The 19897-nt window shown below is 72.0% G+C and carries 16 protein-coding genes; 6 read left to right on the forward strand and 10 right to left on the reverse strand.

Annotation, left to right across the window (positions count from 1 at the left end):
- Nucleotides 1–181 precede the first annotated feature (181 nt).
- Nucleotides 182–682 carry a DinB family protein gene (locus tag ACFV9H_RS17680; protein ID WP_385398797.1) on the forward strand — a complete coding sequence of 167 codons (501 nt, stop codon included), beginning with the start codon at nt 182–184 and terminating at the stop codon, nt 680–682.
- Here ACFV9H_RS17680 and ACFV9H_RS17685 read toward each other — a convergent pair.
- Nucleotides 679–1407 carry a siderophore-interacting protein gene (locus ACFV9H_RS17685; RefSeq protein WP_385398800.1) on the reverse strand — a complete coding sequence of 243 codons (729 nt, stop codon included), beginning with the start codon at nt 1405–1407 and terminating at the stop codon, nt 679–681. The genes ACFV9H_RS17680 and ACFV9H_RS17685 overlap by 4 nt on opposite strands.
- Nucleotides 1408–1482: 75 nt before the next feature.
- Between ACFV9H_RS17685 and ACFV9H_RS17690 the strand changes: the two genes are divergently transcribed.
- Nucleotides 1483–3639 carry a penicillin acylase family protein gene (locus ACFV9H_RS17690; protein WP_385398802.1) on the forward strand — a complete coding sequence of 719 codons (2157 nt, stop codon included), beginning with the start codon at nt 1483–1485 and terminating at the stop codon, nt 3637–3639.
- Complete coding sequence (locus tag ACFV9H_RS17695) at nt 3636–4226, forward strand: GNAT family N-acetyltransferase (protein WP_385398804.1); 591 nt, start codon at nt 3636–3638, stop codon at nt 4224–4226. The genes ACFV9H_RS17690 and ACFV9H_RS17695 overlap by 4 nt, the downstream gene beginning before the upstream one ends.
- Here ACFV9H_RS17695 and ACFV9H_RS17700 read toward each other — a convergent pair.
- A complete protein-coding gene (locus ACFV9H_RS17700) occupies nt 4204–4998 on the reverse strand; it encodes an alpha/beta fold hydrolase (RefSeq protein ID WP_385398806.1) in 795 nt (264 codons plus the stop codon). The two genes, ACFV9H_RS17695 and ACFV9H_RS17700, sit on opposite strands and share 23 nt — an antisense overlap.
- 156 nt (nt 4999–5154) lie before the next feature.
- Between ACFV9H_RS17700 and ACFV9H_RS17705 the strand changes: the two genes are divergently transcribed.
- From ACFV9H_RS17705 to ACFV9H_RS17715, 3 genes are all read left to right on the forward strand, one after another.
- Nucleotides 5155–5913: a Scr1 family TA system antitoxin-like transcriptional regulator gene (locus ACFV9H_RS17705; protein ID WP_385398808.1), complete on the forward strand. Its 759-nt coding sequence runs from the start codon at nt 5155–5157 to the stop codon at nt 5911–5913.
- 117 nt (nt 5914–6030) lie between these two features.
- Entirely contained in the window at nt 6031–7524 is a 1494-nt protein-coding gene (locus ACFV9H_RS17710) for a protein kinase (protein WP_385398811.1), read from the forward strand.
- Nucleotides 7525–7617: 93 nt separating this feature from the next.
- Nucleotides 7618–9444: a protein kinase gene (locus ACFV9H_RS17715; RefSeq protein ID WP_385398814.1), complete on the forward strand. Its 1827-nt coding sequence runs from the start codon at nt 7618–7620 to the stop codon at nt 9442–9444.
- Between the two features lie 85 nt (nt 9445–9529).
- On the opposite strand, the gene gatB is transcribed toward ACFV9H_RS17715, so the two are convergent.
- The 8 genes from gatB to ACFV9H_RS17755 form a co-directional block, all read right to left on the reverse strand.
- Nucleotides 9530–11041 carry an Asp-tRNA(Asn)/Glu-tRNA(Gln) amidotransferase subunit GatB gene (gatB, locus tag ACFV9H_RS17720; RefSeq protein ID WP_385398816.1) on the reverse strand — a complete coding sequence of 504 codons (1512 nt, stop codon included), beginning with the start codon at nt 11039–11041 and terminating at the stop codon, nt 9530–9532.
- 16 nt (nt 11042–11057) lie between these two features.
- Entirely contained in the window at nt 11058–11237 is a 180-nt protein-coding gene (locus ACFV9H_RS17725; protein ID WP_385398957.1) for a hypothetical protein, read from the reverse strand.
- Between the two features lie 62 nt (nt 11238–11299).
- On the reverse strand, nt 11300–12796 hold the full coding sequence (gatA, locus tag ACFV9H_RS17730) for an Asp-tRNA(Asn)/Glu-tRNA(Gln) amidotransferase subunit GatA (RefSeq protein WP_385398818.1): 1497 nt from the start codon (nt 12794–12796) through the stop codon (nt 11300–11302).
- Nucleotides 12797–12801: 5 nt separating this feature from the next.
- Nucleotides 12802–13098, reverse strand: coding sequence for an Asp-tRNA(Asn)/Glu-tRNA(Gln) amidotransferase subunit GatC (gene gatC, locus ACFV9H_RS17735; protein WP_376662368.1), 297 nt, complete (start codon nt 13096–13098; stop codon nt 12802–12804).
- A gap of 333 nt (nt 13099–13431) precedes the next feature.
- Nucleotides 13432–15612: a putative bifunctional diguanylate cyclase/phosphodiesterase gene (locus ACFV9H_RS17740; RefSeq protein WP_385398821.1), complete on the reverse strand. Its 2181-nt coding sequence runs from the start codon at nt 15610–15612 to the stop codon at nt 13432–13434.
- Between the two features lie 379 nt (nt 15613–15991).
- The gene (ligA, locus tag ACFV9H_RS17745; protein ID WP_385398823.1) at nt 15992–18193 is read right to left on the reverse strand and encodes an NAD-dependent DNA ligase LigA; all 2202 of its coding nucleotides are present in this window, start codon (nt 18191–18193) and stop codon (nt 15992–15994) included.
- 30 nt (nt 18194–18223) lie between these two features.
- Complete coding sequence (locus tag ACFV9H_RS17750; protein WP_385398825.1) at nt 18224–19207, reverse strand: methionine synthase; 984 nt, start codon at nt 19205–19207, stop codon at nt 18224–18226.
- Nucleotides 19204–19893 (reverse strand): SDR family oxidoreductase, encoded by a 690-nt coding sequence (locus ACFV9H_RS17755; RefSeq protein ID WP_385398828.1) that lies wholly within the window; start codon nt 19891–19893, stop codon nt 19204–19206. The genes ACFV9H_RS17750 and ACFV9H_RS17755 overlap by 4 nt, the downstream gene beginning before the upstream one ends.
- Nucleotides 19894–19897: the final 4 nt, after the last annotated feature.

Raw genomic sequence — 19897 nt, forward strand, 5'->3', positions numbered from 1 at the left:
CCAGGGGTCGGAGGGCCGAGGGTGGTTGCGTTCGACGCCCTGCGGGGACGCCCCGACGCACACCCGACCCCGGCGGTGCGGGCCGGGTCCTGCGGCGGGGGCGCCGGCCCGGGGCCAGGCGGGGACACCCCGGCCCCGCAGGAGGGTTCCCCCCGGCGGGGGCGGCGGGCAAGATCACTCCATGGAACGAATCAGCCCGCCCCTGGTCGGCGGCGAGCGCGAGACGCTGCGGGCCTATCTCGACTACCACCGGGCCACCCTCGCCTGGAAGTGCGAGGGCCTGACCGACGAGCAGTTGCGGCGCGCCTCGATGCCGCCGTCCAGCCTGTCGCTGCTGGGGCTGGTCCGGCACATGGCCGAGGTCGAGCGGCACTGGTTCCGTCGGGTGCTGGGCGGTGAGGAGCTCCCGCACCTGTGGTCGGACACGCACGATTTCCAGGCCGCCTACGACGCCTCCGGCTCCACCCGCGCCGAGGCGTTCGCCGCCTGGGAGGCCGAGGTGGCCCATGCGCGCCGCATCGAGGCCGAGGCCGACTCCCTCGACGTGGCGGCGTACGTCCCGAGTTGGAAGGAGGAGGCCTCCCTGCGGCTGCTGATGCTCCACCTCATCCACGAGTACGCCCGCCACAACGGACACGCCGATTTCCTGCGGGAGGCGATCGACGGAGCGACGGGGGCTTAGGCGCGCCAGTAGCCGAGTGCGTTGACCCTCTGCTTCGGCAGCCCGAGGTCCTTGCGCAGGTACGCCGTCAGGGTGCGCGTCGTCGCCGTGTCGCAGGCCAGCCAGACGTAGGCCGACGCCGGCTCCCCGGCCAGTTCCGGAAGCTCGGCCTTGACCCGGTCGACCAGCGCGGTGCGGTCCCGCGCCACGCGCCGGATCTCGTGCCGGGCCGGGTCCACGCGCAGCGGCAGGTCGGCGTCCGAGGCGTGCTGCGTCTCGAACCAGATCGTCGCCGGGGTCCCCGGGTAGGCGTCCAGCAGGGAGTTGATCGCCGGGAGGGACGCCGGGTCGCCGATGACCAGCAGGCGCTGCGGTGCCGGTTGCGGGGCGGTGAATCCGGTGCCCTGCACGGTGGCGTCGATGGTGTCCCCGGGCTTGGCCGCGCGCGCCCAGGCGCTGGCGACCCCGTCGTGCAGGGCGAACTCGAAGCTGAACGTGCCCGCCACGGGATCCGGGTCCACGAGCGTGTAGGCCCGCTGGTGCGGCCTGCCCGCGCCCTCGAACCAGACCCGTACCCACATCGTCGGGTGCGGCGCCTCCCCGGCGGCGGCCAGCAGCCCGCCGTCCGTGAAGGAGACGCGGCGGTAGTCCGCCGTGACGTCTTCCACCCCCGTCACCGTGAACGTGAAGTCCTTGCCCTTCATGAGCTTGAGGACCACGCCCTCCCAGCCCTTGCCGCCGGCCATGTCCGACCCCTCCCCTGACGCCTCTATAGTTAGGCCAGCCTAACCTAATTCACCTTGGGGAAGAGTGTGAGCAGTGTGAGCAACGACAGCGGTGCGTACGAGGTCTTCCGCGACCCCTGGGGCATTCCCCACCTCCGCGCGGCCGACCACCTCCGGCTCGCCTACGCACAGGGCCGCGCCACCGCCTTCGACCGCGCCTGGCAGCTGGAGGTCGAGCGGCACCGCGCCCAGGGATCGAGCGCCGCCTTCCTCGGCGCCGAATCCGTCGCCTGGGACCGCTTCGCCCGCCAGTGCCGTCTCGCCGACACCGCCCGCCGCTGCCACGAGGCGCTTGATGAGGACACCGCCGCCTGGGTCGGCGCCTACGTGGACGGGGTCAACGACGGCCTCGCCGCCGGCGCCGCCCGCGACGAACGCTTCGCCCGTACCGGCCTCACCCCCACCCCGTGGGAGCCGTGGGTTCCACTGGCGATCTGGGCCGCCACGCACGTGCTGTTCGCCGGTTTCGCCACCAAGCTGTGGCGCGAGCGCGCGGCCCGCGCCCTGGGCGACGAGGCGGCCACCCTCTTCGCCACCGACGGCCCCGGCACCGCCGGGAGCAACGGCTGGCTGGTGCCGGGCGATCGGACCGCCACCGGCTGCGCGATCATCGCGGGCGACCCGCACCGGTTCATCGAGGACCCGGGCGTCTACCAGCAGATACGCATCTCCTGCCCGGAATACGACGTCCTCGGCCTCGCCGTCCCCGGTGTCCCCGGCCTCGCCCACTTCGGGCACACCGGCACCGCCGCCTGGGCGATCACCAACGCGATGGCCGACTACCAGGATCTGTACGTCGAGAAGCTGCGCGGGTCCGGCTCCGCCGTGGAGGCGTTGGGCCCGGACGGCGGGTGGGAGCCGGTGCACCGCCACACGGAGACCATCTCCGTGGCCGGCGGCGACGACGTCGAGGTGGAGGTCCTGGAGACGGCCCGAGGCCCGGTGATCGTCCGGAGCGAGACGGGAGCCGCGCAAGCCGGAGGCGAAGCGGGAGACGCCACTGCCGGAGCCGGAGCCACCGACCCTGCCGGAGCCCGGGCCGGAGCCGGAGCCGTCTCCAACGAGCAGACACTCTCCCTCCGCTACCCGCCCCGCGTCCGGGAGGACCTCGGCTTCGCCGCCCTCCCCGCCCTGCTGCGCGCCCGCACCGTCGCCGACATCGACCGCGCGCTCGACGGTTGGGCCGAGCCCGTCAACGTCGTCCACGCCGCCGACTCCGAGGGCGGCCTGCTGCACCGCGTCGCGGGCGCCGTACCGCTGCGCGACCCCGCGAACCGGCTGCGCCCCGTGCCCGCCTGGGACCCTCGGCACGCCTGGCGGGGCTGGGCCGTGACCCCCGCCGAGCCGGTGCAGGGCTTCGCCGTCATGGCGAACGCGCGGGGCATCGCCTCGCCGCTCGGCGTGGAGTTCGCGCCCCCGCACCGCGCCAACCGCATCCGCGAGCTGCTCAGCGGGCAGGCGGAGTGGTGCCCGAAGGCGATGGCCGACGTACACGCGGACACGCACCTGGCCTCCGCCGAGCCGCTGCTCGCCCTGCTGCCCGCCTTCGAGGAACTGACCCCGGCCGGAGCGGCACTGCGCGCCCGACTGCTGGCCTGGGACCGGCACATGGCGGCCGACAGCGCCGACGCCACCGTCTTCGCGGCCTTCCGGACGGCGACCGTCCGCCGGCTCGCCGCCGATCCCGTGTTCGCGGACCTGTGGGGCGCGCCGACCGGCCCGGAGGTGTTCCACCCCTGGCTGTACCTGGTCCCCCGGATCGGCTACGCCCTCGAAGGCCTGCTCGCGAGCCCCCTGCTGCCCGGTCTGGACCGGGCCGCGCACGTTCGCGCCGCCCTGGAGGAGACGGCGGCGGCCGGCGGCCCCGACACCCCGTGGTCCGAGGTCCACCGCCTCACCCCCTGGTCGGCGCTCCCGGACACCGAGGCGCAGTGGCCCGGCCTCGGCGGGGACCACGACTGCGTGAACGCGACCTCCTCCGTCCCCGGTTTCACCGACCTCACCGCCCGTGCGTCGGCGGCCCGTTACGTCTGGGACCTCGCCCGCCGCGAGGACAGCCTCTGGGCGGTCCCGCTCGGCGCGGACGGCGTCACCGGCTCGCCCCACCACCGCGACCAGCTGCCGCTGTGGGCGCGGTGCGAACTCGTCCCCGTCGTCACCGACTGGACCCGCCTCAGCAAGGAATCGATATGAGCTCGACCCGACAGCCCGTGTACACGCACCTCGTCGAGGGCTTCGGCACGGTCACCATCACCCCCGTCGACCCGGCCGCCGACTCGGCCCTGATCCACGGCTGGGTCACGGAGGAGCGGGCCCGCTTCTGGGGCATGGGCGAGGCCGGCCGCGAGCTGGTCCAGGAGATCTACGAGGACATCGACCGCCGTACGACGCACCACGCGTTCATCGTGTCCCGCGAGGGGGTGCCGGTCGCGCTGTTCCAGACGTACGAGTGCGCCGAGGACCGGGTCGGCGAGTGCTACGAGGTCCAGCCCGGGGACACGGGCGTGCACTTGCTGATCGGCCCCGGTGACGGCGCCCCCGAGCGCGGTTTCAGCGCGGCCCTGATGACGGCCTTCTTCGCCTTCGTCTTCTCCGACCCCGCCACCAAGCGCGTGGTCGCCGAGCCGGACGCCCGCAACGACAAGGCCATCGCCCGCCTGGAGCGGACCGGTTTCACGCTCGGCCCGGAGATCGAACTCCCGGAGATCGACCTGCCCGAGGTCCACCTCCCGGCGAAGCAGGCCCGCCTCTGCTTCCTCAGCGCGCCAGGAACTCACTGACCAGAGCCGCCCATTCGGCCGGGCGCTCGGCGAACGGGAGGTGCCCGGTGGGCAGTTCCGCGTACCGGGCGCCGGGCAGGGTGTCGGCCAGCTCCCGCTGGAGGGCGAGCGGGACGAGCGGGTCCCGCGTGGTCGCCACGACCAGGGCCGGTACGCCGATCCGCGCGACCTCCGCGCGCAGATCCGCCCCCCTGATCAGGTCCACGTGGTCACCGGACCCGGACGGAATCGATCCGGCGGTCTCCAGCACGACCTGCTCCAGCTGCTCCGGGGTCAGCCCCTCCAGCGCCGCCGGGCTGAACGCGAGGGACACCAGCAGCCGGGCCAGCAGCTCGCCCTCGCCCCGCGCGGCCAGCCCGGACCACAGGTCTCCGACCAGCTTCAGCCGGTTGCCCGCCCGGGCGAAGGTGGCGGTGAGCACGAGCGCGGTGACCCGCTCGGGGTAGCGGGTGGCGACCCGGACGGCGACGTTCCCGCCGAGCGAGTACCCGAGGACGGCGAACCGCTCCAGCCCCTCCGCGTCGGCGGCGGCCACCAGCTGATCGGCCAGCTCGTCGAGTTCCAGCGGCTCCTGGGCCTTCGGAGTACCCCCGGTGCCGGGGTAGTCGACGCCGACGACGCTGTGGGTGGCGGCGAGTTCGTCGAGGATCGCCCCGAAGTTGGACTCGACGGACCCCCCGCCGCCGTGAGCGATCAGAAGCCCGGGCCCACCGCTCTCCTTGCGGACGGTGCGGGCGTAGGGGGCGGTCTTCGTGGTGACGGAAACGGACATGGCAGGACCTCATCATTTCTGTAGCGGTCGTTACGGATTCAACAGTACACATATTCACTAACGATCGCTACAGAACCCAACCCGTACACGGGTTTTGTACGGGTGCCGTACGTGCGGTTCGCGCGTCGGCGGGCCCGCCGTGGGGAAGTCACCGCCATGCCCCACAGCAACAGGCCCCAGAGCAACGCCTCTTGGAAGGTCGTCGGCGTCCTGCTGGCCCATCAGCGCAAGCGCGCCCTGCCCACCCAGGAGCAGTTGGCCGAACTGGCCCACTGCGACGTCGAGTCCATCGCCTCGGCGGAGCAGGGCCGCAGGCCCCTCTCCGCGAAGATGGCCGAGGTCTTCGACACCCACCTCGAATCGAAGGGAGCGCTGCGCGAGGCGGCGGAGGCGATCCCGCGCCGCGAGCGGTACCCGGCTTTCGCCCGTGACTACATGGAGCACGAAGAGGAGGCGCTCAGCCTGCTCTCGTACGAGAACGCAGCCATCCCCGGCTTGCTCCAGACCCCGGAGTACGCGGCGGCGGTCTTCGCAAACTTCTACCCGCCACTACCCGCCGACCAGATCGCGCAGCAGACCGAGGACCGCCTGGCCCGCCAAAAGATCTTCCAGCGCAAGCCCCAGTCGCCGGTGACGCACTTCGTCATCGAGCAGTCCGTGTTGGAGCGCCCCATCGGCGGCCCTGAGGTACTACGCCGGCAGCTACGCCATCTGCGCGCGATGGCCGAACCGCCTTGCGTGGGCATCCAGATCATCCGCACGGACCGCGAGACGCACGCGGGCGGAAACTGTGTAGAGATCGCCACCCACGCCGCCGCCGTCCACGTCCGTGACTCCAAGGTCGGCGACGGACCCGTCCTGACCGTGACGCCCGTCACCTGGACCGCCTTCCTCGACGGCACCGTCTCCCATTGACCCCACCCGCCACGGCCAGCGAAGCTGATCTCCATTCAACTCTTGCGGCTTGGGGGCATGTTGAGCAGCCAGAGGCTGTGTATCGGACCTGACTCGGCGCCCGACCGGTACCGGCTGGTGCGGTCCATCGGACGCGGCGGGGAGGCCGTGATCCACCTCGCGGAGATCGATCTGGCCGGCGGGGTCGAGCCCGTCGTCGTCAAGGTGCTGGACTCCCGGCAGACGATCACCGCCGAGGAGTTCCGCCGGATCAGCCAGAAGTGGAACGAGCAGGCTGAGCTGCTGCGCTTCGTGCACCGACCCGGTGTCGTGGGCGTACGGGAACACTTCGAGGGCGCTCCGATCCACCGGCCCGGTGAGTCGGCCGACGTCACCGGGCGGTCCCTGGTGCTCGTCATGAACCACGTGGACGGGCTCGACCTGCGCGACTGGCGAGCCGAGCGGGACCTCTCCCTGCCCGCCGATCGGCGCGAGATCATGCGGACCCTGGAGCAACTCGCCGACGTACTGGACTGGCTGCACTCGGGGAAGGCCACCCCCTCCGGACGCCAGGTGATCCACGGCGACCTCTCCCCCGGCAACGTCATGGTCGACGCCCACGGGCAGGCCACGCTGGTGGACTTCGGCCTCAGCAAACTGACCGCCGACCACCAGACCGCCGAGATCTGGTTCACCCCCGGCTACGCCGCCCCCGAGGTCTTCGACGGCAAGCGCACGCCGGGCACGGACCGGTACGCCTTCGGGGCCATCGCGTACTTCCTGCTGAGCGGGCAGTCGCCGCCCGCCGTACCGGGCCTGCTGGCCGACGCGATCGCCGCGCTGCCGCAGATCGCGGTACTGGACGGGGAGCGCCGGGCGCGGATCGCCGCGCTCTGTTCGGCCGACCCGGAGCAGCGGCCGCTCAGCCTGACCGCCTGGGTGCAGGACGTCCGCGAGGCCGTGGTCTCCGTACCCCGGGACGTCCGGGACGTCCGGGACGCCCCGCCTATGCCGTCGACCCCGCCCCCTGCCCCTGCCCCTCCGCCGCGGAAGCGGCGTCTCGGCCCGGTGATGGGCGCGGTGGCCGGGGTGCTGGTCCTGGCGACGCTCGCGGTGATCGGGGTGCAACTCCTCGGCGACAAGGACGGGGACGACTCGAAGCAGGCGGGCGGTGACCGGCCTGCGGCGCAGCCCTCGGATTCGGGCTCGGGCTCGGCCTCGCCCGGCTCCGACGAGGTCTCGCTCACCACCCTGGCCCCGGCCGCCAAGAGCGAGTACGCGTGGTTCGACGTGGGCAAGGGGACGTTGAACAACCAGCGGTACGACACCGCCCTGGTGTCTGCCGGCCCCTACAAGATCTGCGACGGCTCGGCCGCCTACGACCTGGGTGGTGGCTGGAAGACCCTGAGCATGGTCGCGGGCGTCGACGACTCCTCCACGTATCCGACAGCGCGGATGAAGGTGACGGTGGACGGCTCGTCCGTCTGGGCCGGCGAGCTCCGGATCATGTCGCCGAAGCCCCTGTCGCTCGACGTCGCGAACGGCCGGCGCCTGGAGATCTCCTACGAAGACCCGGGCAACAAATGCGGTTTGGGCCCGCTCACTCTGGGCGCCCCCACCCTGAGGAAGTGATCGTCACCCTAACGGGATGCCGATTCCCATTGACCCTGCGCGCCCGGCGGTTGGAAGCTGATCCCCACTCAAACCATTGGCGCTGGGGGGAAATTGACCAGCCAGAATTTGCACATCGGGCCGGACGCGGCAGCCGACCGCTACCGGTTGCTCCGCTCCATCGGGCGCGGCGGGGAGGCCGTGCTCTATCTCGCGGAGATCGAGCTGGCCGGGGGGTCGGAGCCCGTGGTCGTCAAGGTGCTCGACTCCAAGACGACCATCACGCCCGACGTCTTCGACCGGATCAGCCAGAAGTGGAACGAGCAGGCGGAGCTGCTGCGGTTCGTGCACCGGCCCGGTGTGGTGGGCGTACGGGAGCACTTCGAGGGCCCGCCGATCCACCGGCCCGGGGAGTCCTCGACCCTGACCGGGCGGGCGCTCGTCCTCGTCATGAACCACGTCGACGGGCTCGACCTGCGGGACTGGCGGGCCGAGCGGACCCTCGCCACGGCCGCCGAGCGGCGCGAGGTGATGCGGACGCTGGAGCAACTGGCCGACGTACTGGACTGGCTGCACTCGGGTAAGGCCACGCCCTCCGGGCGCCAGGTGATCCACGGCGACCTCTCCCCCGGCAATGTGATGGTCGATGCCCACGGGCAGGCGACGCTGGTGGACTTCGGCCTCAGCAAGCTGACGGCCGACCACCAGACGGCGGAGGTGTGGTTCACCCCGGGTTACGCGGCCCCCGAGGTCTTCGACGGCAAGCGGACGCCGGGTACGGACCGGTACGCCTTCGGGGCCATCGCGTACTTCCTGCTGAGCGGGCAGTCCCCGCCGGCCACCCCGGAGCAGTTGGCCCAGGCACTGGCCGCCCTGCCGCAGATCGCCGTGCTGGACGCGGAGCAGCGGGCGCGGATCACCTCCATCTACTCGGCGGATCCCGGGCAGCGACCGGTGAACCTGGCCGGCTGGATGAAGGACGTCCGGCACGCGGTGGTGTCCACGACGACCTCCACCTCGCAGCGGGCCGTCCAGGACACGCCCCCGGCGAAGCCGGCCCTGCCACCGCTGCCGGTGGTCGCGCCGGTGGTCCCGCCGCAGCCCGCGACCCCGCCGCCGGTGGCCGCGACCGCGCCGCCCGCGTACACCCCGACCGCGCCGGCGGCCGAGCCCGCTCCACCGGTCCAGGCCCAGGTCCAGGCCCCGGAGCCTGCGGTTCCCGCCGGGTACGGGCCGACGTACAACCTGAACCCGGCGCCTGATGCGCCGAAGAAGAAGCGGCGCACCGGCCTGATCCTCGGCTCGGCGGCCGCGGTCCTCGTACTGGCCGCGCTCGCGGTGATCGGCGTACAGCTGCTCAAGGACAACCACAAGGACAAGGGCTCCCAGGCCGGCAGCGGCCTGCCGGGGGCGAGTGCGTCCAGCCAGTCCGCGTCGCCGAGCCGGGAGCCGTCCCCGACGCCGACGCCGAGCGGCACCCCCTCTTCCACGCCGTCCTCCGGGGACGGCTCGGCCACCCCGGAGAGCTCGGGCAGCGGTACGCCGCCGCCGCCCGGTCCGGGCAGCAAGGAGGCCAGCCTGCTCGCACTGCGGCCGGTGCAGGGCAGCCTGCCGTCCGAGGCGGCGAAGCTCAACACCAAGCGCTACGGCGTGGCCTTCGTGGAGGATTGCAGCAACAGCGCCGAGTACGACCTCAACCGGGAGTGGCTCACGCTGGAGTTCACCGCCGGGGTGGACGACGCCTCGCGCTCCAAGACCGGCCAGATCAGCATCACCGCGGACGGCCAGACCGAGCTCTTCAACGAGACGGTGGAGCTGGGCAAAACGGTCACCAAGACGGTCAGCGTCAAGGACGTCCTGCGGCTCCGCGTGCAGATCAAGAGCAGCGACTGCGCCACCGGCAACAAGACGGTCATCGCCACCCCGACCCTCAGGCGCTGACCCGGCGGTCCGCCGCAACGGCAGGCGGCCCCGCACCGGAATCCGGTGCGGGGCCGCCGTCGTACGTGCGGAGCGACTCCGTCGACTACTCGGAGACGCCCAGGCGCTCCAGGATGAGCTCCTTGACGCGCGCCGCGTCGGCCTGGCCGCGGGTGGTCTTCATGACCGCGCCGACCAGGGCGCCGACGGCGGCGACCTTGCCGCCGCGGATCTTGTCCGCGATGGCCGCGTTGCCCGCGATGGCCTCGTCCACGGCCGCGCCGAGCGCGCCCTCGTCCGAGACGACCTTCAGGCCGCGCTTCTCGACGACCTCGTCCGGGGTGCCCTCGCCGGCGAGGACGCCCTCGATGACCTGGCGGGCCAGCTTGTCGTTCAGGTCGCCGGCCGCGACCAGGGCCGCCACCCGGGCCACCTGGGCCGGGGTGATCGGCAGCTCGTCGACGACGACGCCCTGCTCGTTGGCGTTGCGGGCCAGCTCGCCCATCCACCACTTGCGCGCGGCGGCCGAGTCGGCACCCGCCTCGATCGTGGCGACGATGGAGTCCACCGCGCCCGCGTTGAGGATCGACTGCATGTCGTGCTCGCCCACGCCCCACTCCTCGCGGAGCCGGTTGCGGCGCACGCGCGGCATCTCGGGCAGACCGGCGCGCAGCTCCTCGACCCACTCACGGGCCGGGGCCACGGGGACCAGGTCGGGCTCCGGAAAGTAGCGGTAGTCCTCGGCGTTGTCCTTGATGCGGCCGGCCGTGGTGGAGCCGTCTTCCTCGTGGAAGTGCCGGGTCTCCTGCACGATCGAGCCGCCGGACTCCAGGACTGCCGCGTGGCGCTGGATCTCGAAGCGCGCCGCGCGCTCGACGGAGCGCAGCGAGTTGACGTTCTTCGTCTCCGAGCGCGTGCCGAACGCCTCGCGGCCGTGGGGCCGCAGCGACAGGTTCACGTCGCAGCGCATCTGGCCCTTGTCCATGCGGGCCTCGGAGACGCCGAGCGCCTTGATGACCTCGCGCAGCTCGGCCACGTACGCCTTGGCGACCTCGGGGGCGCGGACGCCGGCGCCCTCGATCGGCTTGGTGACGATCTCGATGAGCGGGATGCCGGCGCGGTTGTAGTCCAGCAGGGAGTGGGACGCGCCGTGGATACGGCCGGTGGCGCCGCCGACGTGCAGCGACTTGCCGGTGTCCTCCTCCATGTGGGCGCGCTCGATCTCCACGCGGAAGATCTCGCCGTCCTCCAGCTGGACGTCCAGGTAGCCGTTGTAGGCGATCGGCTCGTCGTACTGGGAGGTCTGGAAGTTCTTCGGCATGTCCGGATAGAAGTAGTTCTTCCGGGCGAAGCGGCACCACTCGGCGATCTCGCAGTTCAGCGCGAGACCGATCTTGATGGCGGACTCGATGCCGATCGCGTTGACGACCGGGAGCGCGCCGGGCAGGCCCAGGCAGACCGGGCAGGTCTGCGAGTTGGGGTCGGCGCCGAGCTCGGTCGAGCAGCCGCAGAACATCTTGGTCCTGGTGCCGAGCTCGACATGGACCTCAAGGCCCATGACGGGGTCGTACGTCGCGAGGGCCGCGTCGTACGACAGCAGTTCGGTGAAGGTGGTCACGGTGAAACTTTCCCTCTCAGCCCAGCAGGACGTCGTCGTCGCCCAGGCGCTTCAGCTCGCGGTACAGGATCGCGAGACCGGTGACGATGGCGGCGGCGGACACGACGGCGTCGACCAGCTTCAGCGTGTCGTGCTCGACGCGGGCCTTCTTGACCTGCTTGATCACGCTCAGGGCGCCGAAGGCGGTGGTGCCCATCGACAGGTACGTGCCGGTCTTGGACTTCTTGAAGCCCTTGGCCTTGGACAGTGCACTGGTGCTCACAGCGACGGTGCCTCCTCAAGCAGCGGGTGCCCCCAGCGCTCGACGAAGGCGGCCTCGACGGCCGCGCCCACCTTGTAGAGGCGGTCGTCCTTCATCGCCGGGGCAATGATCTGCAGGCCGACCGGCAGGCCGTCCTCGGGCGCCAGGCCGCACGGGAGCGACATGGCGGAGTTCCCGGCCAGGTTGGTCGGGATGGTGCACAGGTCCGCGAGGTACATGGCGAGCGGGTCGTCGGTGCGCTCGCCGATGGGGAAGGCGGTGGTCGGGGTCGTCGGGGAGACGATCACGTCGACCTGCTCGAAGGACTTCTCGAAGTCCTGCGAGATGAGGGTGCGGACCTTCTGGGCGGAGCCGTAGTACGCGTCGTAGTAGCCGGAGCTGAGCGCGTACGTGCCGAGGATGATGCGGCGCTTGACCTCGTCGCCGAAACCGGCTTCGCGGGTCAGCGCGGTGACGTCCTCGGCGGACTTGCTGCCGTCGTCGCCGACGCGCAGGCCGTAGCGCATGGCGTCGAAGCGGGCCAGGTTCGAGGAGCACTCGGACGGCGCGATCAGGTAGTACGCGGCCATCGCGAGGTCGAAGGACGGGCAGTCCAGCTCGACGATCTCGGCGCCGAGCTCCTTGAGGAGCTCCACCGACTCGTTGAAGCGCTGGACGACACCGGCCTGGTAGCCCTCGCCCGCGAACTGCTTGACCACGCCGACGCGCATGCCGGCGACGGAGCCGTTGCGGGCCGCGTCGACGACCGGCGGGACCGGGGCGTCGATGGACGTGGAGTCCATCGGGTCGTGGCCGGCGATGACCTCGTGGAGCAGCGCGGCGTCCAGGACCGTACGGGCGCAGGGGCCGCCCTGGTCGAGCGACGACGAGAACGCGACCATGCCGTAGCGGGAGACGCCGCCGTACGTGGGCTTGACGCCGACGGTGCCGGTGACGGCGGCGGGCTGGCGGATGGAGCCGCCGGTGTCCGTGCCGATGGCGAGCGGGGCCTGGAAGGCGGCCAGCGCGGCCGCGGAGCCGCCGCCGGAGCCGCCGGGGATCCGGGTGAGGTCCCACGGGTTGCCGGTCGGGCCGTACGCGCTGTTCTCCGTCGACGACCCCATGGCGAACTCGTCCATGTTGGTCTTGCCGAGGATGACGACGTCGGCTTCCTTCAGCTTGCGCGTCAGGGTGGCGTCGTAGGGCGGGATCCAGCCTTCGAGGATCTTCGAACCGACGGTGGTCGGGACCCCGACGGTGGTGAAGATGTCCTTGAGGGCGAGCGGTACGCCGGCCAGCGGGCCGAGCTTCTCGCCGCGCTCGCGCTTGGCGTCGACGGCCGCCGCCTGGGCGAGGGCGCCTTCGCGGTCGACGTGCAGGAAGGCGTGGACCTTCTCGTCGGTCGCGTCGATGCGGGCCAGGTGGGCCTCGGTGACCTCGACGGCCGTGAGCTCGCCGGAGGCGATCTTCTCGGCGGTCTGGGCGGCCGTGAGCTTGATGATGTGGTCGGTCATGGTTGTTAGTCCTCCCCCAGGATCTGCGGCACCTTGAAACGCTGCTGCTCCTGGGCGGGAGCGCCGGAGAGCGCCTGCTCGGGGGTGAGCGAAGGACGGACCTCGTCCGCGCGCATGACGTTCGTCAGCGGCAGCGGGTGGGAGGTCGGCGGTACGTCTCGGTCGGCGACCTCGGAAACGCGGGCGACCGCGCCGATGATGTCGTCGAGCTGTCCGGCGAAGTGGTCCAGCTCTTCGGCCTTGAGCTCCAGACGTGCCAGCCGAGCGAGGTGGGCGACCTCCTCGCGCGTGATGCCAGGCATGCAGCGATCCTCTGGGGGTGGTGAGTGTGTAGGTTTCGGGCCCAATCCTATGGGGCCCGCCCCCTGACCCGCTAAACGGTTAGCCGTGCCCGGCGCGCGGATGCCGGTACGGGGGCCGGGCGAGGGACCGCTGCGCGGGGCCTTCCGGGCTCCGCCCGGACCCGCGCCTCAAACGCCGGCGGGGCTGGATGTGGCGGAGCTGCGTGCTCGTGGCCACCCGAAGACCGGCACGTACGAGCGGTGCTCAGCCAAAATCCAGCCCCGCCGGCGTTTGAGGCGCGGGGTCTGGGGCAGCGCCCCGGCAGCGGCGCCGCGCCCGCGCGCCCGGCCGGCTCAGCCGGCTTCGGCTTCGGCGGCGGCCAGTTCGGCCGTGATGTCGGCCGGGCGGCGCCAGCCGCGCTCGCCGCGGGCGAGCAGCCACGCCGTGGCTTCCTGCGGCGGCATCGCGGCGGCGACCAGCCACCCCTGCACCGCGTCGCAGCCCAGGTCACGAAGGCGTTCCCAGGTCTCGTCGTCCTCCACGCCCTCGGCGACGACCAGCAGCCCTAGGGAGTGGGCCAGGTCCACCGTGCAGCGGACGATCTCCGCGTCCTGCGCGTCCACCGCGAGCCGGCCCACGAAGGAGCGGTCGATCTTCAGCTCGCTGACCGGCAGGCGCCGCAGGTGGACCAGGGAGGAGTAGCCGGTGCCGAAGTCGTCCAGGGACATCTTCACGCCGTGGCCGGTCAGGCCCGCCATGGTGTCGGCCGCCCGCTGGGGGTCCTCCAGCAGGACGTGTTCCGTTATTTCGAGCTGGAGCCCGCTCGCCGGGACCCCGTGCCGGGCCAGCCGCGCGGCCACCGCGCCCGCGAAGCCCGGAGTGTGGACGTCGCGCGGCGAGACGTTGACGGCGACCGGCACCTTCAGGCCCTGCGCCCGCCACCTCGCGACCTGTGCCAGGGCCGTCTCCAGGACGTACTCCGTCAGGTGCGGCATCAGCCCGGAGGTCTCGGCAATGGCGATGAACTCGTCGGGGGGTACGCGGCCGCGTTCCGGGTGGACCCAGCGGACCAGGGCTTCGAGCCCGGCCACCTGACCGTCGAAGCGGACCTTCGGCTGGTAGTGGAGTTCCACCTCGCCCGCGTCGAGCGCCCGCCGCAGATCGCCGAGGAGGCCGAGGCGGTCGGGCGTGTTGCTGTCCCGCTTGGACTCGTACACCTCCACACCCGTGCGGTCGCGCTTCGCCTGGTACATCGCGACGTCCGCACGCCGCAGCAGCCCCTCCGCGTCCAGCGCGTGGTCGGGGAAGACGGCGAGGCCGGCGCTGGCCTCCAGGACGAGCGTGAGGCCGTCCAGGTCGAGGGGGGAGCTGAGCTCGGCCACCAGGTGGCGGGCGATGCGCTGGGCGCTGGTGGTGGAGTCGGCGACGGGCAGCAGGACGGCGAACTCGTCGCCGCCGAGCCGGGCCGCCTCGGCGTCCTCGGGCAGCGCCTGGCGCAGCCGCTCGGCGATCTGGAGGAGCAGCCGGTCGCCCGCGAGGTGGCCCAGGGTGTCGTTGACGGCGCGGAAGCGGTCCAGGTCGATCAACACAAGAGCTGCCCGGGTGCCCAAACGTTCAGCCTCGTCCAGGGCGGTCCAGGCCCGCTCCAGCAGCCACTGCCGGTTCGGCAGCCCGGTCAGCGGGTCCCGCAGCTGCTCCTCGGCGCGCGCCCGGGCGATCCACAGGGTGGAGTCCAATGCGATCAGCGGTACGGCGAACAGCGGCAGCAGCACCGGCTGCGTGACGGCGACGGCGCAGATCAGGGGCGCGATGCCGAGCAGCGCCACGGCGACCAGGGCCTGGCGCAGCAGGGCGGTGCGGGCGACGGTGGGCAGGCCGCCGCCGCGCGGGGCGAGCGCGATCCACAGCAGGACCCGGGTGACGAGCAGGTAGGCGAGGGCGACGAGGACCACCTCGGGCACCGCCTCCAGCCCCCAGCTGGTGGGCTTCCAGGGGGTCTCGACGGACGGCTGCTCGCCGAAGGCGGAGAGCACGAGGGCTCCCGCGCCGATGCCGAGGACGTCCACGGAGCCGTGCAGCAGCCCCTGCCGCCACCGGTGCCGGCGGGCGGCCCCGACCAGAGTGACCACGGCGAGGGAGACCAGTCCGGCCGGAACCCACCCGTAGAGGATGAGGACGCCGAGGGTGAGCGCGGCGCCGGACCCGGTGCCGCCCCACCAGCGGTCACGGCCGAGTGCGACGAGGTGGCCGACGATGATGCCGGTGAGCAGGGCGAGCGCCCAGCCGACCGAGCCGCCGGGGAACAGCGCCTGACTGCTGCTCAGCGCGGAGACGATGCCCGCGACGAGGACCACTGCGGAGAGTCCCACGACGAGGAAGGGCAGCACGTTGCCCCGCCCCGGTCCGCCCGCACCCGTGTCGAGCGGTCGGGTCTCCGGTGTCCTGGCACCCAGGACACCGAGCCGGCCCGCCCGCATGGACGGGAGTGCCCCGCCGAATTCAGGTGACGGGTCGGCGCTTTCGGTGGGTTTCATGCCCGTCCCTCTCACAGCCGGCGATGCCGATGTCACGCGATGGCCCCGATGTCATGCCATCACGGCCGGAATCGCATCCCGCTGCCGTGCACGACAGGCGCACCCCTCAACAGTAGGACGCGGGAGGCTCCCAGGGGCAGCCGTCGGCAGTGGTTGCCCGAATGCGACCCAGCCATCCTCATCAGTACGGTATCCGCCGAACGGGTGAGTTTGGACCAGGACCCCCCTGGTCACCCATCCGATGATCCGACAGGTCACCGCCCTGCGACCAGCCTTGTACCGGCCGTTCACCACCGTCGGTCGCGCCTGGCGTGCGCCCGCCCGGGCGGCCGCACGCCACGCATCCGTTCGCCTTCGCTACTCCGCGGCCGCCCCGCGACTACTCCGTCGCGGCCGCGCCGTCCACCGGGAGGGCCGCCTCGCGCGCCGCGTCCGGCCCCTGCTCCAGCAGTACCGCGAACCCGGCGTCGTCGAGGATGGAAAGCTTCAACTGCACGGCCTTGTCGTACTTGGAGCCGGGATTGTCTCCGACGACGACGAAGGAGGTCTTCTTCGACACGGATCCGGTCACCTTCGCGCCGCGGCTCTGCAGCGCCTCCTTGGCGCCGTCCCTGGTGTGGCTCTGCAAAGTGCCCGTGACGACGACGGTCAGTCCCTCCAGCGGGCGCGGACCGGTCTCCTCGGCGGAACCTTCCTCCTCCATCCGGACCCCGGCCTCCCGCCACTTGCGCAGGATTTCCTGGTGCCAGTCGACGGCGAACCATTCCTTGAGGGAGGCCGCGATGATCGCGCCGACCCCGTCGGTGGCGGTCAGCTCCTCCTCGGTGGCCTGTTCGATGCGCTCGATCGACCGGAACTCGCGGGCGAGCGCCTCGGCCGCGACCGGACCGACGTGACGGATCGACAGGCCGTTGATGATCCGGGCGAGCGGGCGGTCCTTGGCGGCCGCGATGTTCTCCAGCATCGCCAGGGCGTTCTTCTTGGGCTCGCCCTTCTGGTTTGCGAAAACCGTGACGATCTTCTCCGCGCCCGTCTTCGGGTCCCGCTTGGGCAGTCCGCTGTCCGGGTCCAGCACGTACGCCTTGATGGGCAGGAGGTCCTCGATCGTGAGGCCGAACAGGTCTCCCTCGTCCAGCATCGGGGGCTCGGCCGGCTCCAGCGGGCCGGTCAGCGCGGCCGCCGCGACCATGCCGAAGTTCTCGATGTCCAGGCTCTGCCGACCACCGAGGTAGAAGAGCCGCTCGCGCAACTGGGCCGGGCAGGTCTGCCCGTTGGGACACCGGACGTCGATGTCCCCCTCCTTCATCGGACGCAGTTCCGTCCCGCACTCGGGGCATTCGGCCGGCATCACGAACTCCCGCTCGCTGCCGTCCCGCAGGTCCACCACGGGCCCGAGGATCTCGGGGATGACGTCGCCCGCCTTGCGCAGGACGACGGTGTCCCCGATGAGCACGCCCTTGGCCTTGACGACCTCCTGGTTGTGCAGGGTCGCGAACTCGACCTCCGAACCGGCCACCGTCACCGGCTCCACCTGCGCGTACGGGGTCACGCGCCCGGTGCGGCCGACACCGACCCTGATGTTGATCAGCTTGGTGTTGACCTCCTCGGGGGCGTACTTCCAGGCGATCGCCCAGCGCGGGGCGCGCGCCGTGGAGCCGAGCCTGCCCTGGAGGGCGACCTCGTCGAGCTTGACGACCACGCCGTCGATCTCGTGCTCCACCGAGTGCCGGTTCTCCCCGAAGTACGCGATGAACTCGCGGACTTCGGCGAGCGAGGAGACCACCTTGTTGTGCTGGGCCGTGGGCAGGCCCCACTCGTGGAGCAGTTCGTACGCCTGCGACTGGCGCTCGATCTCGAAGCCCTCGCGGGCGCCGATGCCGTGGACCACCATGTGCAGCGGGCGGCTCGCGGTGACCTTGGGGTCCTTCTGGCGGAGCGAACCGGCCGCGGCGTTGCGCGGGTTGGCGAAGGGCTTGCCCTCGGTCTCGACGAGCCGGGCGTTGAGCTCCTCGAACTTCTCCATCGGGAAGTAGACCTCGCCGCGGATCTCCACCAGGGCCGGGATGCGGTCGCCCTTCAACCGGTCGGGGATCTCGGCGATGGTACGGACGTTGGGCGTGATGTCCTCGCCGGTGCGGCCGTCGCCGCGGGTGGCGGCGCGGGTGAGGCGGCCGTTCTCGTAGGTGAGGTTGACGGCGAGGCCGTCCACCTTCAGCTCGCACAGGTAGTGGAAGTCCGGGGTGTTCACGTCCCGGGCCACCCGCTCGGCCCAGGCGGACAGTTCCTCCTCGTCGAAGGCGTTGTCGAGGGAGAGCATTCGCTCCCGGTGCTCGACCGAGGCGAAGTCGGTCTGGTACGCCCCGGCCACCTTCTGGGTGGGCGAGTCGGGCGTGCGCAGCTCGGGGTACTGCTCCTCCAGCGCCTCCAGCGAGCGCAGCAGCTTGTCGAACTCGGCGTCGCTGACGACCGGCTGGTCGTTCACGTAGTACCGGAAGCGGTGCTCCTCGACCTGCTCGGCCAGCAGCTGGTGCTGCTCACGCACCGCCGTCGGTACTGCCGTGTCCTGCTGTTCGGCTGCCATGCCGTGTCCTCCCGTGCCCCGTCTCGACCGTCACTCAGGGTTGTCGGCGAGCGACCTCGCCGCCCTGACGCAATGCGCCTGCACCGCGCGGGCGTAGGCGGGTGAAGCGCCCGCCAGACCGCACGACGGGGTGACCACGACCGACTCCGCCAGAGTCCCCGGGGCCAGCCCCAGCCTGCGCCAAAGCTTCCTGACACCCATGACGCTACCGGCAGGGTCTGACAACGGACCGTCGGTGCCCGGCACCACTCCGGCGAAGAGTTTCGCACCGCCTTCGACGGCCTCCCCGATGGCGTCATCCTCGCGCTCGGTGAGCAGGGAGAAATCGAACGACACGCCCGTGGCGCCCGCTCGCCGCAGCAGTCCGAACGGCACCTCGGGCGCGCAGGAGTGCACGATCACGTCCCCGTCGTGGACGGCGAACAGGTCGCGCAGGGTGCCCTCGACGACCTGCCGGTCGACGGCTCGGTACGTCCGGTACCCGCTCGCCGACCGCACCCGCCCGAGCAGTACTGCGGTCAGCGAGGGCTCGTCGAACTGCAGCACGATGTCGGCGCCGGGGATCCGCTTGCGTACGTCGGCCAGGTGCTCGCGCAGCCCCTCGGCCAGCGATCCGGCCAGGTCACGGCAGGCGCCGGCGTCCTGGAGCATGGCCTCGCCGCCGTGCAGCTCCAGGGCGGCGGCCAGCGTCCAGGGCCCGACGGCCTGGACCTTGAGCTTGCCGGTGTATCCCTGGGTGAACTCCTCCAGCGCGTCCAGGTCCTCCCCGAGCCAGGACCGGGCCCGCCGCGTGTCCCGGCCCGGGCGGTCGCTGATCCGCCAGCCGCTGGGCTCGACGTGCGCGTACATCTCGACGAGCAGTCCGAGGGACCGGCCGATCATGTCCGCGCCCGGCCCGCGGGCGGGCAGCTCGGGGAGGTACGGGAACTCCTCGAAGGAACCGGTGACGGTCTTGGCCGCCTCTCGGGCGTCGCCGCCGGGCAGCGAACCGACGCCGGTGGCGCTCGCGCTCATCGTCCGGGCCTGACGGTCAGGTCGTTGACCTCGGCGTCGCGGGGCAGGTCGACGGCCATGACGATGGTGGTCGCCACCGACTCGGGGTCGATCCAGGCGGTGGGGTCGTATTCCTTGCCCTCCTGGGAGTGCACCTTGGCCTGCATGGGGCTGGCGGTCCGGCCCGGGTACACGGAGGTGACGCGGATGCCGTTGGCCTTCTCCTCCGCGCGCAGCGAGTCGGCGAGGGCCTTCAGCCCGTGCTTGGAGGCGGCGTACGCGCTCCAGTCGGCGTGGGCGGTGAGGCCGGCGCCGGAGTTCACGAAGACGATGGTGGCCTTGGAGGCGCGCAGGGTCGGCAGCAGGAGCCGGGTGACCTCGGCGGGGGCGATCAGGTTGACGTTGAGCTGCTGGTGCCAGGTCTTGGGCCGCAGGTCACCGACGGGGCCGAGGTCGACGATCCCGGCGATGTGGAGGAGGGAGTCGATGCGCTCGGGGATCGGCTGCTTGGAGAAGGCCCAGGAGAGCCGGTCCGGATCGGCGAGATCGCCCACGAGCGCCCGCGCGCCGGGGTAGCGCTCGACGAGCTGCTTGCCCCGGGCGGCGTCCCGGGCGAGGAGTACGAGGTCGTCGCCGCGGGCGTGCAGTCGGGCCGCGACGGCGGCGCCGATGCCGGATCCGGCACCGGTGATCAGGTGAGTAGCCATGGGC

This window comes from Streptomyces sp. NPDC059874, assembly GCF_042731135.1.
GTDB lineage: Bacteria > Actinomycetota > Actinomycetes > Streptomycetales > Streptomycetaceae > Streptomyces.

What these genes read in the sequence shown, in the direction of transcription:
- ACFV9H_RS17680 (WP_385398797.1), top strand. Translation starts at nt 182, where the DNA reads ATGGAACGAATCAGCCCGCCCCTGGTCGGCGGCGAGCGCGAGACGCTG.
- gatC (WP_376662368.1), bottom strand. Translation starts at nt 13,098, where the DNA reads ATGCCTGGCATCACGCGCGAGGAGGTCGCCCACCTCGCTCGGCTGGCA.
- ACFV9H_RS17685 (WP_385398800.1), bottom strand. Translation starts at nt 1,407, where the DNA reads ATGGCCGGCGGCAAGGGCTGGGAGGGCGTGGTCCTCAAGCTCATGAAG.
- ACFV9H_RS17755 (WP_385398828.1), bottom strand. Translation starts at nt 19,893, where the DNA reads ATGGCTACTCACCTGATCACCGGTGCCGGATCCGGCATCGGCGCCGCC.
- ligA (WP_385398823.1), bottom strand. Translation starts at nt 18,193, where the DNA reads ATGGCAGCCGAACAGCAGGACACGGCAGTACCGACGGCGGTGCGTGAG.
- gatA (WP_385398818.1), bottom strand. Translation starts at nt 12,796, where the DNA reads ATGACCGACCACATCATCAAGCTCACGGCCGCCCAGACCGCCGAGAAG.
- ACFV9H_RS17705 (WP_385398808.1), top strand. Translation starts at nt 5,155, where the DNA reads ATGCCCCACAGCAACAGGCCCCAGAGCAACGCCTCTTGGAAGGTCGTC.
- ACFV9H_RS17695 (WP_385398804.1), top strand. Translation starts at nt 3,636, where the DNA reads ATGAGCTCGACCCGACAGCCCGTGTACACGCACCTCGTCGAGGGCTTC.
- ACFV9H_RS17740 (WP_385398821.1), bottom strand. Translation starts at nt 15,612, where the DNA reads ATGAAACCCACCGAAAGCGCCGACCCGTCACCTGAATTCGGCGGGGCA.
- ACFV9H_RS17750 (WP_385398825.1), bottom strand. Translation starts at nt 19,207, where the DNA reads ATGAGCGCGAGCGCCACCGGCGTCGGTTCGCTGCCCGGCGGCGACGCC.
- ACFV9H_RS17725 (WP_385398957.1), bottom strand. Translation starts at nt 11,237, where the DNA reads ATGGGCACCACCGCCTTCGGCGCCCTGAGCGTGATCAAGCAGGTCAAG.
- ACFV9H_RS17700 (WP_385398806.1), bottom strand. Translation starts at nt 4,998, where the DNA reads ATGTCCGTTTCCGTCACCACGAAGACCGCCCCCTACGCCCGCACCGTC.